Raw genomic sequence first — 15403 nt, 5'->3', positions numbered from 1 at the left:
ACCAACCACCCGTTCCCCAGGTGGGGCGGGGGGGGGGCGGCGGCCCCCCCCCCCCCCCCCCCCACCCCCCCCCCCCCCCCCCCCGGCCCCCCCCCCCCCCCCCCCCGCTCCCACAGTGATTATGTGGTGGTCTTTAGATCCCGGCCAGGGCCAGGTCCATCGCGAAGTAGGTGAAGATCAAATCCGCCCCGGCCCGTTTGATCGCCCCCAGGCTCTCACGCACCACTCGGTCTTCATCAATCGCCCCGGCCTGGGCGGCGAATTTGATCATCGCGTACTCGCCACTCACCTGATACGCCGACAGCGGCAAACGCGAGGCTTCGCGGATGTCGCGGATGATGTCCAGGTACGCGCCGGCCGGTTTGACCATCAGCGCGTCGGCGCCTTCCTGTTCGTCCATCAGCGATTCCCGCACGGCTTCGCGGCGGTTCATCGGGTTCATCTGATAGCTTTTACGGTCGCCCTTCAGCGCACTGCCGCCGGCCTCGCGGAACGGGCCATAAAGCGCCGAAGCGAATTTGGTCGAATAGGCCATGATCGCGGTCTGGCTGAAACCCGCTGCATCAAGCGCCCGGCGGATGGCCTGGACCTGCCCGTCCATGGCCGCCGACGGTGCGATCACATCAGCGCCAGCGCGGGCAGCGGCTACGGCTTGTTTGCCAAGGTTGATCAGGGTCTCGTCGTTGTCGACTTCGTGGTGGTGCAGCACGCCGCAATGGCCGTGATCGGTGTACTCGCAGAAACAGGTGTCGGACATCACGATCATTTCCGGCACGGCGTCTTTGGCGATGCGCGACATGCGTGACACCAAGCCATTGTCGCTCCAGGTATCGCTGCCATTGCTGTCCAGATGATGGGACACGCCAAACGTCATCACCGACTTGATCCCGGCCCGAGCGTAACGCTCGATCTCGCCAGCCAGCCTCGACTCGGGAATGCGCATCACCCCGGGCATGCTCTTGATCGGCACGAAATCGTCAATTTCTTCCTCGACGAAAATAGGCAGCACCAGATCATTCAAGCTGAACTCGGTTTCCTGGAACAGGCTGCGCAGGCTCGCATTGCGGCGCAGACGGCGTGGACGTGCTTCGGGGAACTGACTGGGCATGGGTCTTCCTGAAAAAACGGCGGAAAAGACGAAACTTATAGGAGGCGAAGCTTATGCCCTGCAAGGCGCGGCGCACAAACCTCGATCGCTCAAGACTGCGTTGCCGCGGCGGCAACAATCCCCGCATCCAGCACAGAACCCTGTGGGGGCGGGCTTGCTCGCGAAGGCGGTCTATCATTCAATATTGATGTCGACTGCCCCACCGCTTTCGCGAGCAAGCCCGCTCCCACAGGTTCAGTGCGATAAATCAAAGCGGTTGCTTGGGGATTTCCAGCCCGCGAATCACCGCCGGCCTTGCCAGAAAACGCTCCAGAACGCGGGTAACATTGGGGAAATTCTGGATGCCGACCAGGTCGCCGGCTTCGTAGAAGCCGATCAGGTTGCGCACCCACGGAAAGGTCGCGATGTCGGCGATGGTATAGCGCTCGCCCATGATCCAGTCGCGCCCTTGCAGACGGCCATCGAGGACTTGAAGCAAGCGCTTGCTTTCCTCAACGTAGCGATCACGGGGACGCTTGTCTTCGTAGTCCTTGCCAGCGAATTTGTTGAAGAAACCGAGCTGGCCGAACATCGGCCCGATACCGCCCATCTGAAACATCAGCCACTGAATGGTCTCGTAACGCGCCGCCGATTCCTGCGCCAGCAGTTGCCCACTCTTGTCGGAAAGGTAAATCAGAATCGCCCCGGACTCGAACAACGCCAGCGGATGGTCCCCCGGACCATGGGGGTCGAGGATTGCCGGGATCTTGTTATTGGGGTTCAGCGAGAGAAATTCAGGGGACAGCTGATCGTTGGTGTCGAAGCCCACACGATGCGGCTCGTAGGGCAGCCCGATCTCTTCGAGCATGATCGAAACCTTGACGCCATTGGGCGTTGGCAAGGAATAGAGCTGGATCCACTCCGGGTATTGCGCCGGCCATTTTCGAGTGATGGGGAATGCAGACAAATCGGTCATAAGGGGCATCCACGGGAAAAACGGAGTGAAGATCATAATGTAGAGCTGCCGAAGGCTGCGATCTTTTGGCGTCCTCAGGGGGGCGCCGAAGAGAAAGATCAACAGATCGCAGCCTTCGGCAGTTCCTACAAGGAGTAAGGTGTGTGCCGTGTCCATAAATCCGCAACATCCAGTCGATAACCTTTTCCCCAATCCGTTCAAGGTTGCCGTTAAAGTGTCGGGCACCTCACTCGGATCGAACCAAAGGGCTTCAGAGGACTCTGAGCATTGCCCTGTAGGAAACGGACCGGGTCAATGACATGGAATACACCCGATGCTGGGAGCTCGCGGTGTCAAGGTTTGTCAGCCTTAACCGAATACGCTGAAGATGACCTATTCGATGATGAACCCATTGAAATTCGCCAAACGCTTCAAGCATCGCGCCTATATCTTCCTGCCCTCCCTGCTGGCGGTCAGCGCGTTGTTTTTGTCGCTTGAGTCCAGTGAAAGCCGCGCCCAACCGGCGGACGGCACCCAGACGCTGGTATTCCTGCGCCACGCGGAAAAACCCGCCGGCGGACTGGGCCAGCTCAATTGTCAGGGGTTGAATCGCGCCATCGACCTGGCCACCTTGTTGCCGGAAAAATTCGGCAAGGCCAACTACGTGTTCGCCGCCAACCCGACACGCAATGTCGAGGAAGGCGAATTCGATAACTCCTACAGTTACATCCGCCCCCTGATGACCATCAGCCCCAGCGCGATCAAGCTCGGCTTGCCGGTGAACATCGAATTCTCGGCCAACGACACCAGCGACCTGGCGGATGAACTGCTCCACGACAAGTATCACAACTCGGTCATTTATACGGCCTGGTCCCACGGCTACCTGCCCGAGCTGATCAACAAGGTCGCCGGGGAAGCCGTCGGCAAAAAACAGAACATTACCGATGACTGGGAATCGAGCGATTACGACTCGCTGTACGTGCTCACGCTGACCTGGCACAACGGCAAGGCCAGCCTGCAGAGTCATAGCTACAAGCAAGGGCTGGATAACGGTCAGGAGACTTGTCCGACGTAAGCGGTCGGGCGTTTGTCAGGGCCTCATCGCGGGCAAGCCTCGCTCCTACAGGGGATCTCACTGTAGGAGCGAGGCTTGCCCGCGAAGAGGCCAGCAAACCCGCCACCTAAACTTGCTTGTTAGCGCGCTCCCGCAGGTATTCAAGCACCGCCCCCCGCTCCCCGACAAACTCGATCCGCGAACCCTTCTTCTCCCGCTGAAACGCATACATCGGGTCGTAATATTCGCGCAGTAACACTTCAATCCAGTCCCGAAACTGCTCGACAGATCCGGAGCGTGCCTGCTCTTCCAGGGCACTTTCCATTTGCAAAAGCATGCGCTGGTAACGCTCGCCGCCCAGGCGTCGGTGAATATTGTTCAAACTTGAAATCAGCCGCTCGGAATACAGCGCGAACCCCTGCTCGCCGTACACAGCGACAAATTCGGCGTACAGGTTGATCACGTAATCCTGCAGAATTCGCTCGACCCGACCTTCGACGCTGTCCTCCAGCCATACCATCGAAAACTCTTGCATGCCCTTGTACAACGGCAGCGGCAAGGCACAACTGCCGACCATGCGGCTCTCGTCTTCCAGCACGAACTGCTCGATACCGTTGGCGCGCTTCTTCAACACATCCACGGCCAGCCGGTTCTCGAAATCGATGTTGTTCGGTTGGCCTGTAGCCCGTTTGCCGAAACTGGAACCGCGATGATTAGCGTGGCCTTCCAGATCCAGGCCATTGCTCAATTGCGTGAGCACCTCGGTCTTGCCGGTGCCGGTCATGCCGCCCAGCAAGACGAAGTCACACTGGGCAACCGCCTGATCGACGGTATCCAGCAGAAAGGTCCGCATCGCCTTATAACCACCACCGACTCGTGGATAGTCAATGCCGGCTTCTTCCTTGATCCATTGCTGGACGATCTGCGAACGTAAACCGCCGCGGAAACAGTACAAATAGCCGTCAGGATTTGCCCGGACAAACTCGACCCAGGCCCGGACGCGTTGATCCTTGACGTCGCCGCAGACCAGTCGTTGCCCCAGCTCAATGGCCGCCTGCTGACCATGTTGCTTGTAACAGGTGCCGATCTGCTCACGCTCGAGGTCATTCATCAGCGGCAGGTTGACCACACCGGGGAATGAGCCCTTGAGGAATTCGACCGGCGCGCGGGTATCCATCATCGGCCGGTCATTGAGGAAGATGTCGCGGTAATCGGTGAAATCGATGGACATCAAAACACCTCTACCGCGTTAGTCTGTCGCTCAACCAGTTCGCCGATCGGCTCAAGGGTCAGACCGAGTTCGGCTGCCACCATCAAAAACTGTTCATTGCCCTCAGGCGTGACCGCAATCAGCAGGCCGCCGCTGGTCTGCGGATCGCAGAGCACACGTTTGTGCATTTCCTGAAGCCGCCCGAGTTTGCTGGCGTAGCTGTCGAAATTGCGCAGCGTGCCGCCCGGCACGCAGCCTTGATCAAGGTAGTACTCGACACCCGGCAGGCGCGGTACACGGTCATATTCGATGCGGGCGGTCACGTTGCTGCCGTCGGCCATTTCTACCAAGTGCCCGAGCAGGCCGAAACCGGTGACGTCAGTCATCGCGGTCACACCGTCGAGTTTGCCGAAACGGCTGCCGGGTTTGTTCAGGGTGCACATCCAGTCACGGGCCAGGCCGATGTCGGCATGGCGCAACTTGCCCTTCTTCTCGGCCGTGGTGAGGATGCCGATACCCAAGGGTTTGGTGAGGTACAGCAAGCAACCGGCGGTGGCGGTGTCATTGCGCTTCATATGGCGTTTTTCCACCAGTCCGGTCACGGCCAGGCCGAAGATCGGCTCCGGCGCGTCGATGGAATGGCCACCGGCCAGTGGAATCCCCGCCTCGTCGCAGACCGAACGCCCGCCACGAATCACTTCCCGGGCAATCTCCGGCGCCAGCACATTGACCGGCCAGCCGAGGATCGCAATCGCCATCAACGGATCGCCACCCATGGCGTAGATATCGCTGATGGCATTGGTGGCGGCGATACGGCCGAAGTCGAACGGATCGTCGACGATCGGCATAAAGAAATCGGTAGTCGAGACCACGCCGCGTTCTTCGTCGATGGCATACACCGCCGCGTCATCGCGCGAGGCGTTGCCGACCCAGAGTTTCGGGTCCAGGTTTTGTGCGCCGCTGCCGGCCAGAATCACCTCCAGCACCTGGGGTGAAATCTTGCAGCCACAGCCTGCGCCGTGGCTGTATTGGGTCAGACGAATCGGCTCGCTCATCGGGGTACCTCATGAAGTCAATGCCGCCGATTCTAACAGAGCACTGGTGCGACTAGGCGCTCCGCCTGGCACTGACCTTGTGGGAGCGGGCTTGCTCGCGAAGAGGGAGCGTCAGTCGGCATTAATGCTGTTTGGCACACCGCCTTCGCGAGCAAGCCCGCTCCCACATGAATTGCGCAAACTAACTGGCATTAGGGTTGCCCCCTCTCCACAAAAGCTCTTTGCCACAGATCGGGTTACTCGTCTGACAGTCGACACCACTTTGGTGCATATCCCTGCCAGATCCCCTTCGCCCTGAAAACCACTCCTTCTGCTCATCCCCCCGAAATCCTTGACCAAAAGGACAGTAAAACTACCAATTCCCTCAATTTTTCAGCACCTTGAACAAAACTGGTATGCCTTGTGCAAACGTTTGCGAGTCGCCGATACCGGCCTGTTCGCCACCTAACCGCGTAAAACCCGCACCACCGGGCTTTCGATCCGCACGAAAAGGGACTTTTAATGCATTGCACCTCCAGCCGCGTGACTTGCTCGCGCACTTTTGCTGTTTCCTTGCTACTGGCCAGCGTTACAGGACTACTCAGCAGCCACGTTTTGGCCCAACCGGCCAGCGCCGAAGAGTCCGCTCAGGGCGAAGCCCTCAGCCCTGAAGCGAGCCCGCCGAAAAAAGGCGCCTACCTGTCGGACTGGTTCAACCAGGACCTGACCGTCATCGGCAGCAAAGACATTAGCTTCGGCCCACAACCGGCCGACGATATCTATCTGGAATATGAATACTTCGGCCGCAAGGGCCCGTTCGAGTTGTACGGCTACATCGACATTCCGAAGATCTTCGACATCGGCAACAGCCATGACAAAGGTGTCTGGGACCACGGCTCGCCGGTGTTCATGGAGCACGAACCGCGGATTTCCATCGACTACCTGGCCGGCCGCAGCCTGGCCATCGGGCCGTTCAAGGAATGGTACGTGGCGTTCGACTGGATCTACGACCATGGCAGCAACAGCGCCAACCGCGCCAACACGCTCTACAGCGGCCTCGGCACGGACATCGACACCCATTCGCGGGTCAACCTGTCAGCCAACTTCTACGGCCGCTACCAGTGGGAAAACTACGGTGCCAGCAACGAGTATTCATGGGACGGCTACCGCGCTCAGCTCAAATACATCGTGCCCATCAGCAGTTTCAGCAACGGCGCTTCGTTGACCTACATCGGTTTCACCAACTTCGACTTCGGCTCCGACCTGCACAAAGACAACCCGGCCCGCACCGCCAACGCCACCGTGGCCACCAACGTGTTGCTCTACGCCTTCACCCACTTGCGTTTCACCCTGGTCGGCCGTTACTTCCACAATGGCGGCAACTGGGACGACGGCAGTGAATTGAATTTCGGCGACGGTGACTTCCGCGCCCGTTCCAACGGCTGGGGCTACTACGCCGGTGTCGGTTATCAGTTTTAAGGCTCATTTGAATAAGGAGGTTTTATGAAGGCAATGACCCGTTTTTCCCTGTCCGTCGGTTTGGCCATGAGCACCCTGCTCTCTTCTTCTGCCTGGGCGGTTGACACGCCGATCCAGCCGAAAGTAGTGCTGATCACCATGTTTGCCCCCGAGGCGCAGAACTGGATCGATCGCCTGGAGCTCAAGCAAGAAGTGCGCGTACCAGGCCTGTCCGCCGAGTACCCGAATATTCGCTGCAACACCCAACAGGTGTGCCTGATGGTCACTGGCATGGGCCAGACCAATGCCGCGGCCTCGACCCTTGCCCTGGCGCTGTCACCGAAATTCGACCTGCGCAAAAGTTACTTCCTGATCGCCGGGATTGCCGGCATCAGCCCGCACCACGGCACCATCGGCACCACCGCGTGGGCGCACTACCTGGTGGAGTTCGGCACCCAGTGGGAGCTGGATTCCCGGGACGCGCCGAAAGACTGGCCGACCGGTTACCTGGGCATCAACACCAAAAGCCCGAACGAAAAGCCACCGCTGGACTACAAGACCGAAGTGTTCGAACTCAATCCGAAGTTGCAGGCCAAGGCGTTCGCCCTGAGCCACAAGGTTCAGCTGAGCGAGAGTAAGGAATCAGCGGCATGGCGCTTGAAATATCCGTCGGCCCCGGCCAATCAGCCACCGGTAGTGACCCAGTGCGACACGCTGGCGGGTAATACCTGGTTTTCCGGGACGCGCTTGAGCGAGCGCGCAGAAGTCTGGACCAAGCTGTTGACCAATAACGAAGGGGTGTATTGCACGACTCAGCAGGAAGACAACTCCACCTACGAGGCGCTGCTGCGCGCCAGCCGCGAGGGGCTGGTGGACGTCCGGCGTCTGGCGGTGGTGCGCGCCGGTTCCGACTTCGACCGGCCGGCGCCGGGCCAGAGCGAGGTGGATAACCTGCTCAAATACGCCGATCAAGGTGGGTTTGTGCCGGCGCTGGAGAACCTGTACCGCACGGGGAATCCGTTGGTGCAGGAGATTTTGACCAACTGGTCGGTTTGGGAGAAAGGTGTTCCCGAAGCTTGATCTGACAAAACACAACCCCTGTGGGAGCGGGCTTGCTCGCGAAGGCGAACTGACAGTCAACGTGGATGTTGAATGTGAAGCCGCCTTCGCGAGCAAGCCCGCTCCCACTTTAGTAGCATTACGGCAACCACCCCAGGCATGTTCAAGTCAGGCGGCGTAGCCTTACGCCAGGATCATCAGGAGTCAGGAACGCTCCAGTATCACGAGGCGCCCGGCTGTCGCCAGTCACTGTCACCGTCCGACAATTCGACTGAATTTTCGCCGCGCCTCGTGATCCCTCTATAACTACAGGGAGGAATACGGGTTTTATGAACAACGCAAAACTTTTCGTCATTGAATACACCCTTCATGGCCAGCCCAAGTCTTTCATTATCCGCCTCGACAAAATGGACAATGCAGAGGCTTGGCACTGGGCAAGTTGCGATGCCGGAGTAGGCCGGATCCCGCGCTTTGGCCGTGAGAGGGTGCAAAAGACCAGCAAACCGCTGGCAGAGAAATTCGGCATCGAGAATGTGACCTGGCGACCGGCCAGTTGAGCGTCAAAAAGGAGGGGAAAGATTCAAACCGAGTGGAGCCTGGACGGCTCCACTTTTTTGGCTGAACGGTCAGTGCTTTGCACACTTGCAGCCTTTGGTGGAGCATGCTTCGCCGTGTTCGTGATGTTTGGCGCAGGCTTCACAGCAATAGTGCTTGCCGTGACGCGCGATCGGATGTTCGCCCAGTTTGCAGGAACATTTGGGGCAGTCGCAGATACTTTCACTGTCGATCATGAGTCTGACTCCATTGTTGTGGTCGTCAAGGTGCCGCGGGTGCGCGACACCTGAAGCAAATGACCGCTCGTCCCCCAAACGGGTTCAAACAAACCCTTGGACGGTGCTTGCTTACTAATGAGGGTAGTCGCGATGCAGCTACTCATGGGCGAACACTGCCCTGTGGTGAGGGGAAGCACAGCACCTGTAGGAGCGAGGCTTGCCCGCGAAGAACGATGACACGTAATACCTGAAAAACCGCGGCGCATTCTTCGCGGGCAAGCCTCGCTCCTACAGGTTCTGCGTCCTGATTTACCGGCATTGGGGGCAAGCACCTCGCCACACGAGCAACATCAATCAAATACGGAATTGCCCGACCAGTTGCCCCAGGCGCTGACCCAGATCGGCCAGGCTACGCGAGGTCTGGGCGCCGAGTTGGGTTTCGTCGGCGACGCTGTCTACGGCCACGGCGATCTGGTGCACGCTGCGGTTGATCTCTTCGGCCACGGCGGTTTGCTCTTCGGCGGCGCTGGCGATCTGGGCGTTCATCGAGTTGATGGTGCCGATCAGTTGGGCCATGGCGTCCAGAGATGCCCCGGCCTCGTTGGCCTGGGCCGACGTGCCGTCGCCGGCCTCGCTGGAGCGGCGCATGGCTTCGACCGCCGATTGGGTGCCGGCCTGCAAGCGGTCGATCATGCTCTGGATTTCCTGGGTGCTGATTTGCGTGCGACTGGCCAATGCACGCACTTCGTCGGCGACCACCGCAAAACCACGCCCGGCCTCACCGGCGCGGGCGGCTTCAATAGCAGCGTTGAGCGCCAGCAGGTTGGTCTGCTCGGCAATCGAACGGATCACCCCGAGCACGCTGACAATCGACGACACGTCTTTCTGCAGGCTGTCGAGCGACACGCCGCTGCTGCGAATGTCATTCACCAACGCATGAATCTTCACAATGCTGCCGGCCACCACACGCTTGGCGGCCTGGCCTTCTTCGTCGGTCTGCTGGGCAGCGACCGCCGCGTTTTGTGCACTCTTGGCCACTTCCTGGGCCGCCGCCGACATTTCGTTGATCGCTGTGGCCACCTGATCGGTTTCGTGACGCTGGCGCTCCATGGCTAGATCCGAGCGCTGGGCCTGATCGGACACCTGATTCACCAGCCCGGTCAGTTGCGAGGTCATTTCAGTGATCTGCCGTACCAGACCGTGGATCTTGTCGACGAAACGGTTGAACGAGCCGGCCAGTTGGCCGAGTTCATCCTGGCTGGTGATGGTCAGACGCCGGGTCAGGTCGCCCTCGCCTGCCGCGATGTCGTCGAGGTTGGCTTTCATCAGGTTCAGCGGACGCAGAATGGTATTGGCCAGCAACATCCCAGCGGCAGCGATCAACAACAGCACCACCACGGCAATCCCGACAATGCTCAGCACCACGCCTTGCATGCGCTCCTGGACCTTGGCCTCGACCACCGCCACTTGGGCTTCGATGCCGTCAAGGTTGACCGAGGTGCCGACCGCCATGTCCCACTTCGACAGGTACTCGGTGTAGCCGAGTTTGGGCACCAGCACCTGGGTGTTGCCGGGCAGCGGCGAGCTGTATTGCAGGTAGTGAGTACCGTCCTTGGCGACTTTCACCAGGTCACGGTTGACGTAGACGCCATTCGGGTCGCGGTTGTCCTTGAAGCTCTGGCCCACGCCTTCGGGGCTGCTGGCCTTGAACAGGCGCACGGTATTGGAGTCGTAGCCGAAGAAGTAGCCGTCCTTGCCATAGGTGATGCTCGACAGCAATTTGATCGCCTGCGCCCGTGCTGCGTCATCGCCGGGGGCGGCCGCGTCGTAGAGCGGTTTGATCGTGGTCATGGCCACGGCAACGTAACTTTGCAGGGTTGCCTTGGCATCGCTGAGCAGGCGCTGACGGGTTTCCTCGACTTCCTTGCGGGCCTGCTCCTGGAGAATGAACAATGTGGTCAGGCTGATGACCAGCGCAAAGAGCAGCACCGGGAGGACGGCAAGGGACAGGACTTTAGCCTTCAGGCTCATGCGCATGACGTTCACTCTTTTGATTTTGTTGGCGTGGTTAAAGGCTATAACGGCAGGCCAACGTAAAACTGTAGGAGCCAGGCTTGCCGGCGAAGGCGTCCTCGAAATCGCCTTCGCCGGTAAGCCTGGCTCCTACGGGAGCGAAATCAGAGAACCATCGCCGCCACCCAACCAAACACCAGCAGCGGCAGGTTGTAGTGCAGGAAGGTCGGGACCACGGTGTCCCAGATGTGATGATGCTGGCCGTCGATGTTCAGACCGGAGGTCGGGCCCAGGGTCGAATCCGACGCGGGTGACCCGGCATCGCCCAACGCACCGGCGGTGCCGACGATGCACACGATGGCGATCGGGCTGAAACCCAGTTGCACGCACAACGGCACGAAAATCGCCGCCAGAATCGGTACGGTGGAAAACGACGAGCCAATGCCCATGGTCACCAACAATCCGACCAGCAGCATCAACAGCGCTCCGATGCCTTTACTGTGGTTGATCCACGACGCCGAGGGCTCCACCAGCGTCTGCACATGACCGGTGGCTTTCATCACTTCGGCAAACCCGGACGCGGCGATCATGATGAAGCCAATCATCGCCATCATCTTCATGCCTTCGGTGAACAGGTCATCGGTGTCGCGCCATTTGACGATGCCCGACACCGAAAAGATCAGGAAGCCCACCAGCGCCCCGATAATCATCGAGTCCAGCAGCAACTGAACAATGAACGCAGCGGCAATCGCCAGACCGGCGATCATCAGGCTCATGGGGTTGTACTGCACCGCGACCTGTTCGACTTTCTCGATTTTCTCGAGGTCGTAAACGCGTTTCTTGCGGTAGCTGATGAACGCCGCCGCGAGGCCAAACACCATGCCCAGCGCCGGAATGCCCATGGCATGGGTGACATTGATACCGCTGATGTCTACCCCGCTACGGGCGACGTTGGCCAGCAGGATTTCATTGAGGAAGATGTTGCCAAAGCCCACGGGCAGGAACATGTACGGCGTGATCAGACCGAACGTAATGACGCAGGCAATCAAACGACGGTCCAGTTGCAGTTTGGTCAGCACATATAACAGTGGCGGCACCAGCAACGGGATAAAGGCGATATGAATCGGCAAAATGTTCTGGGAGGCGATGGCCACCACCCACAGCAGGCCGATCAGCAGCCATTTGACGTTTCCGCCACCGTTGGCGTGCTGGCGATCGACCATGGCCAGGGCCCTGTCGGCCAGCGCATGGGCCAGGCCGGACTTGGCGATGGCCACCGCGAACGCGCCGAGCAAGGCATAGGACAACGCAACAGTCGCCCCGCCGCCGAGGCCGCTGTTGAAAGCTTTAAGGGTCGCGTCGATGCCCAGACCACCGGTCAAACCACCGACCAGCGCTCCCACAATCAGCGCGATCACCACATGCACGCGGGACAGGCTGAGTATCAGCATGATGCCGACCGCGGCAATTACTGCATTCATTGTTGTTACCTCAAAAGCAGCGCGGTGAGGCAATCACCGCCAAACGGAATGAGTCCGGCCGGCAGTCTGTATGAGCGCCGCCAGCGGATTAGGAGAAATGGGTTTTATTAGAGGGCGCGCACTGTGCCGGACCGCTGCCGCCTTGTCAAAGCCAACGCCAACACCTGTTGGCGCTGCCTTCGGCAGTTGAATCAGTGTCATAAGGGTATGAGTTGTGTCAGGCGACATTGATATTGACTGTGCCGCCGCTATCGCGAGCAGGCTCGCTCCCACAGGGTTAGCGGTTATCCGCAAAATTTGCAGGCAATACAGATTCAATGTGGGAGCGGGCTTGCCCGCGATGGCGTTGTGTCAGGCGATATCGATGTTGACTGTGCCGCCGTTTTCGCGGGCAAGCCCGCTCCCACAGGTTAAGCGGCGTCCTTGCGTTTGGAGTCAGCGTTTGGGCAGTTCTATCGTGACTTTCAACCCTTCCCACTCGCTTTCCTGCAGCTTCAACACCCCGCCCCACGTATCGACGATGTCGCGCACGATGCCCAAGCCCAAGCCATGCCCATCCGTCTGTTCATCCAGCCGGGTACCGCGGCTGAATACCTGAGTGCGCTGGTCTTCGGGAATTCCCGGCCCATCGTCTTCCACGCTCAACTCAAACCCTTCAGCCGTTTCGACCACGCTCAGCCGCACCTCCGCATCCGCCCATTTGCAGGCGTTGTCCAGCAGGTTGCCGAGCAACTCCAGCAGATCTTCACGATCCCACGGCAGTTGCAAACCGGCAGGCGCGCGGTAGCTCAAGTCGAGGTGTTCGCCGTGGATCATGTTCAACGTGGCTAGCAACCCCGGTAGCTCGGCATCACAATCGAACAACGCTCCCGGCAGTGCATCCCCGGACAGCCGGGCGCGGTTGAGTTCGCGATTGAGCCGTTGCTGAACCTGTTCCAGTTGCGCCTGCATGACTTTGCGCAACTGCGGGTGAGCATCGAGTTTTTCGCTGGAAACCAGGCTCAACAACACCGCCAGCGGGGTTTTCAAGGCATGGCCGAGGTTGCCCAAGGCGTTGCGTGAACGCTTGAGGCTATCTTCGGTGTGGGCCAGCAAATGGTTGATCTGCGCCACCAGCGGTTCCAGCTCCAGCGGTACTTCTTCGTCGAGTTGCGAACGCTGGCCCTGCTGCAATTGGGCGATTTGCTCGCGAGCCTTTTCCAGGGGGCGCAAGGCGCGGCGCACGGTGATCCGTTGCAATAGCAAAATCAACAACAGCCCCGCCAGCCCCAACCCCAGACCGACCTGCTGCATGCGCCGAAAGCTCTCGCGCACCGGGGTGTAGTCCTGGGCGACGCTGATGGAAATCGCCTGGCCCAACCGGCGATAGTCCGAACGCAACACCAACAACTGCTGGCCTTCCGGCCCCAATTGCAGATTGCTATGCAGGCCAGGATGTTCAAGCTGCGGAAGCTCCTGATCCCATAACGAGCGGGAGCGCCAATGGCTGTTGGCGAAATCGATACGGAAGTAATGCCCGGAGAACGGTCGCTGATAGGCTGGCGACAAATGCCGCTCATCCAGTTGCAAACCCTGCGGCCCACGCACCAGCGCCACCAGCAGGTTTTCGCTGTCGTTGCGCAACCCGTCTTCGAGGTAGCGTTGCAACCCCATTTCGAACAGCCACAGGCTGGTTTGCGCCAGCACCAGGCCGACGATCACCATCACGCTGATCAGGCCCAGGCTCAAGCGGCGCTGGATCGACTTCACTGGGCTTGCCCGCCGAACAGGTAACCCTGACCGCGACGGGTTTCGATCACGCCGCGGCCGAGCTTGCGTCGCAGGTGGTTGACGTGAACTTCCAGCACGTTGGAATCGCGCTCGGTTTCACCGTCGTAGAGGTGTTCAGCGAGGTGGCTTTTGGAAAGGATCTGTTCAGGGTGCAGCATGAAATAACGCAGCAGGCGAAACTCGGCGGCGGTGAGCTGGATGTCCGCACCGTCGCGGGTCACGCACTGGCGACCTTCATCCAGATGCAAACCGGCGGCCTTGAGCGTCGGCTGATTGGCGTGACCGTGGGAGCGGCGTAACAATGCCTGGACTCGCAGGTGCAGCTCTTCGGGGTGAAACGGTTTGGTCAGGTAATCATCGGCGCCGGTCTTGAGACCTTCGATCCGCTCAGCCCAGGAACCGCGCGCGGTGAGGATCAGCACTGGCGTGGCCAAGCCGCCGGCCCGCCATTGCGCCAGCACGTCGAGCCCCGGCAAACCCGGCAGTCCCAAGTCAAGGATGATCAGGTCATAAGGCTCGCTGCTGCCCTGGTACACCGCATCGCGGCCGTCGGCCAGCCAATCCACCGCGTAACCCTGCCGGTTGAGGCCGGCCATCAATTCGTCGGCCAGCGGCACGTGGTCTTCCACCAGGAGCAAACGCATCGGTCAGTCTTCCTTGTCTTTCAGTAAATGGCCGGTGGTGGCGTCGAGGTCCAGCTCGCGCACCATACCTTCGGCGGTGAGCAGCTCGACCTCGTAAATGTAGACGTCGTGCTTTTCCTCAAGCTCCGCTTCCAGCAGCTTGGCCCCGGGATAGAGGTCCAGCGCTTGCTGCAAGAGCTGCTCCAGCGGCAGGATCACACCTTGTTGGCGCAGGCGCAGGGCCTCGTCCTGATCCAGGTCGCGGGCCATGACCACCGAGCAAAATGCCAGGAGCGCCAGCGCCATCCGACTGCTGGTGCGCCGATTTAAACAAAACACCTTCATTACGTATCCTGATGATCCTTGAGAACCTGCCCGCTGACAGCGTCCAATTCCAGGTCCCACTCAAGACCCTGCGGGTCGCGCAGTTCCACCTGGTAGATGTACTTGCCGTACTCTTCTTCAAGCTCGGTTTCGCTGATTTTGGCGCCGGGGTGTTTGGCCAATGCCGTGGCGTTGAGCTTCTCGAAGGACACAATGGTACCAGCGTCGCGCAGTCTCAGGGCTTCGTCGGGGCCGAGGTCGCGCGCGTGAGCGATGCTGGCAGTCATGGCGATGATGGAGGCGGTGAACAGGGCAGTCAGGATTTTCATGGGTGTCTCCGTATTTTTTTATGTGTTGCTACGAGGGTCACCTTAGTGATTCGAACTTAACTGAAACTGAATTGCCATCATTGGGAATAGCACCACGATATCGCAGCCATACACAAAACCTGTGGGAGCGGGCTTGCTCGGGTAGAAACCGGAGACATCCTTTACGTTTTAAACCGGAGACATCGTTTACAGGTATGAAATACGGTCAGGAGGTGCCTGACCATGCCCTGGAA

The 15403-nt window shown here is 59.6% G+C and carries 15 protein-coding genes and 1 pseudogene; 4 read left to right on the top strand and 12 right to left on the bottom strand.

From position 1 onward, the window contains the following. Positions 1–133 precede the first annotated feature (133 nt). Together hemB and ACIPLA_RS11175 are read right to left on the bottom strand one after the other, a co-directional pair. A complete protein-coding gene (gene hemB, locus ACIPLA_RS11180) occupies positions 134–1108 on the bottom strand; it encodes a porphobilinogen synthase (RefSeq protein ID WP_401173157.1) in 975 nt (324 codons plus the stop codon). A gap of 247 nt (positions 1109–1355) precedes the next feature. After that, a complete protein-coding gene (locus tag ACIPLA_RS11175) occupies positions 1356–2063 on the bottom strand; it encodes a glutathione S-transferase family protein (protein ID WP_218399080.1) in 708 nt (235 codons plus the stop codon). 382 nt (positions 2064–2445) lie between these two features. Between ACIPLA_RS11175 and ACIPLA_RS11170 the strand changes: the two genes are divergently transcribed. Further along, the gene (locus ACIPLA_RS11170; RefSeq protein WP_401173238.1) at positions 2446–3117 is read left to right on the top strand and encodes a histidine phosphatase family protein; all 672 of its coding nucleotides are present in this window, start codon (positions 2446–2448) and stop codon (positions 3115–3117) included. A gap of 106 nt (positions 3118–3223) precedes the next feature. Here the strand turns inward: ACIPLA_RS11170 and mnmH are convergent, their stop codons facing one another. Further along, the gene (gene mnmH / locus ACIPLA_RS11165; protein ID WP_401173156.1) at positions 3224–4327 is read right to left on the bottom strand and encodes a tRNA 2-selenouridine(34) synthase MnmH; all 1104 of its coding nucleotides are present in this window, start codon (positions 4325–4327) and stop codon (positions 3224–3226) included. Then, on the bottom strand, positions 4327–5361 hold the full coding sequence (gene selD / locus ACIPLA_RS11160) for a selenide, water dikinase SelD (RefSeq protein ID WP_218399077.1): 1035 nt from the start codon (positions 5359–5361) through the stop codon (positions 4327–4329). Before selD ends, mnmH begins: the two co-directional genes overlap by 1 nt. A 501-nt stretch (positions 5362–5862) precedes the next feature. Here selD and ACIPLA_RS11155 point away from each other — a divergent pair. The 3 genes from ACIPLA_RS11155 (at position 5863) to ACIPLA_RS11145 (ending at position 8414) form a co-directional block, all read left to right on the top strand. Next, a complete protein-coding gene (locus tag ACIPLA_RS11155) occupies positions 5863–6819 on the top strand; it encodes a nucleoside-specific channel-forming protein Tsx (protein WP_401173155.1) in 957 nt (318 codons plus the stop codon). Positions 6820–6843: 24 nt separating this feature from the next. Then, complete coding sequence (locus ACIPLA_RS11150) at positions 6844–7878, top strand: purine-nucleoside phosphorylase (RefSeq protein WP_401173154.1); 1035 nt, start codon at positions 6844–6846, stop codon at positions 7876–7878. Positions 7879–8186: 308 nt separating this feature from the next. Further along, positions 8187–8414, top strand: coding sequence for a DUF6555 family protein (locus ACIPLA_RS11145; protein WP_008071169.1), 228 nt, complete (start codon positions 8187–8189; stop codon positions 8412–8414). Positions 8415–8483: 69 nt separating this feature from the next. On the opposite strand, the gene ACIPLA_RS11140 is transcribed toward ACIPLA_RS11145, so the two are convergent. From ACIPLA_RS11140 to ACIPLA_RS11105, 8 genes and pseudogenes are all read right to left on the bottom strand, one after another. After that, entirely contained in the window at positions 8484–8648 is a 165-nt protein-coding gene (locus ACIPLA_RS11140) for a metallothionein (RefSeq protein WP_123497881.1), read from the bottom strand. 336 nt (positions 8649–8984) lie between these two features. Further along, positions 8985–9740, bottom strand: a complete 756-nt coding sequence (locus ACIPLA_RS11135; protein WP_371317174.1) for a methyl-accepting chemotaxis protein — start codon at positions 9738–9740, stop codon at positions 8985–8987. Between the two features lie 102 nt (positions 9741–9842). Next, a pseudogene (locus tag ACIPLA_RS11130) lies at positions 9843–10661 on the bottom strand (cache domain-containing protein); the annotation flags it as partial. A gap of 146 nt (positions 10662–10807) precedes the next feature. Then, positions 10808–12124: a Na+/H+ antiporter family protein gene (locus ACIPLA_RS11125; protein WP_401173153.1), complete on the bottom strand. Its 1317-nt coding sequence runs from the start codon at positions 12122–12124 to the stop codon at positions 10808–10810. Between the two features lie 435 nt (positions 12125–12559). Beyond that, entirely contained in the window at positions 12560–13873 is a 1314-nt protein-coding gene (locus tag ACIPLA_RS11120) for a sensor histidine kinase (protein ID WP_401173152.1), read from the bottom strand. Beyond that, positions 13870–14538, bottom strand: coding sequence for a response regulator transcription factor (locus tag ACIPLA_RS11115; RefSeq protein WP_218399071.1), 669 nt, complete (start codon positions 14536–14538; stop codon positions 13870–13872). The genes ACIPLA_RS11120 and ACIPLA_RS11115 overlap by 4 nt, the downstream gene beginning before the upstream one ends. A 3-nt stretch (positions 14539–14541) precedes the next feature. Then, positions 14542–14862 (bottom strand): PepSY domain-containing protein, encoded by a 321-nt coding sequence (locus tag ACIPLA_RS11110; RefSeq protein WP_218399070.1) that lies wholly within the window; start codon positions 14860–14862, stop codon positions 14542–14544. Continuing rightward, on the bottom strand, positions 14862–15170 hold the full coding sequence (locus ACIPLA_RS11105) for a PepSY domain-containing protein (RefSeq protein ID WP_123497891.1): 309 nt from the start codon (positions 15168–15170) through the stop codon (positions 14862–14864). The genes ACIPLA_RS11110 and ACIPLA_RS11105 overlap by 1 nt, the downstream gene beginning before the upstream one ends. Positions 15171–15403: the final 233 nt, after the last annotated feature.

Origin of the sequence: Pseudomonas sp. NPDC086112, assembly GCF_044746425.1 — a bacterium.
Taxonomy (GTDB): Bacteria; Pseudomonadota; Gammaproteobacteria; order Pseudomonadales; family Pseudomonadaceae; genus Aquipseudomonas.
This window is presented reverse-complemented; position numbering and strand designations above follow the sequence as displayed.

Bases quoted from the DNA above. Each gene is read 5' to 3' on its own strand.
- hemB (WP_401173157.1), bottom strand. From the start codon at position 1,108: ATGCCCAGTCAGTTCCCCGAAGCACGTCCACGCCGTCTGCGCCGCAAT.
- ACIPLA_RS11175 (WP_218399080.1), bottom strand. From the start codon at position 2,063: ATGACCGATTTGTCTGCATTCCCCATCACTCGAAAATGGCCGGCGCAA.
- ACIPLA_RS11170 (WP_401173238.1), top strand. From the start codon at position 2,446: ATGAACCCATTGAAATTCGCCAAACGCTTCAAGCATCGCGCCTATATC.
- mnmH (WP_401173156.1), bottom strand. From the start codon at position 4,327: ATGTCCATCGATTTCACCGATTACCGCGACATCTTCCTCAATGACCGG.
- selD (WP_218399077.1), bottom strand. From the start codon at position 5,361: ATGAGCGAGCCGATTCGTCTGACCCAATACAGCCACGGCGCAGGCTGT.
- ACIPLA_RS11155 (WP_401173155.1), top strand. From the start codon at position 5,863: ATGCATTGCACCTCCAGCCGCGTGACTTGCTCGCGCACTTTTGCTGTT.
- ACIPLA_RS11150 (WP_401173154.1), top strand. From the start codon at position 6,844: ATGAAGGCAATGACCCGTTTTTCCCTGTCCGTCGGTTTGGCCATGAGC.
- ACIPLA_RS11145 (WP_008071169.1), top strand. From the start codon at position 8,187: ATGAACAACGCAAAACTTTTCGTCATTGAATACACCCTTCATGGCCAG.
- ACIPLA_RS11140 (WP_123497881.1), bottom strand. From the start codon at position 8,648: ATGATCGACAGTGAAAGTATCTGCGACTGCCCCAAATGTTCCTGCAAA.
- ACIPLA_RS11135 (WP_371317174.1), bottom strand. From the start codon at position 9,740: ATGGAGCGCCAGCGTCACGAAACCGATCAGGTGGCCACAGCGATCAAC.
- ACIPLA_RS11125 (WP_401173153.1), bottom strand. From the start codon at position 12,124: ATGAATGCAGTAATTGCCGCGGTCGGCATCATGCTGATACTCAGCCTG.
- ACIPLA_RS11115 (WP_218399071.1), bottom strand. From the start codon at position 14,538: ATGCGTTTGCTCCTGGTGGAAGACCACGTGCCGCTGGCCGACGAATTG.
- ACIPLA_RS11110 (WP_218399070.1), bottom strand. From the start codon at position 14,862: ATGAAGGTGTTTTGTTTAAATCGGCGCACCAGCAGTCGGATGGCGCTG.
- ACIPLA_RS11105 (WP_123497891.1), bottom strand. From the start codon at position 15,170: ATGAAAATCCTGACTGCCCTGTTCACCGCCTCCATCATCGCCATGACT.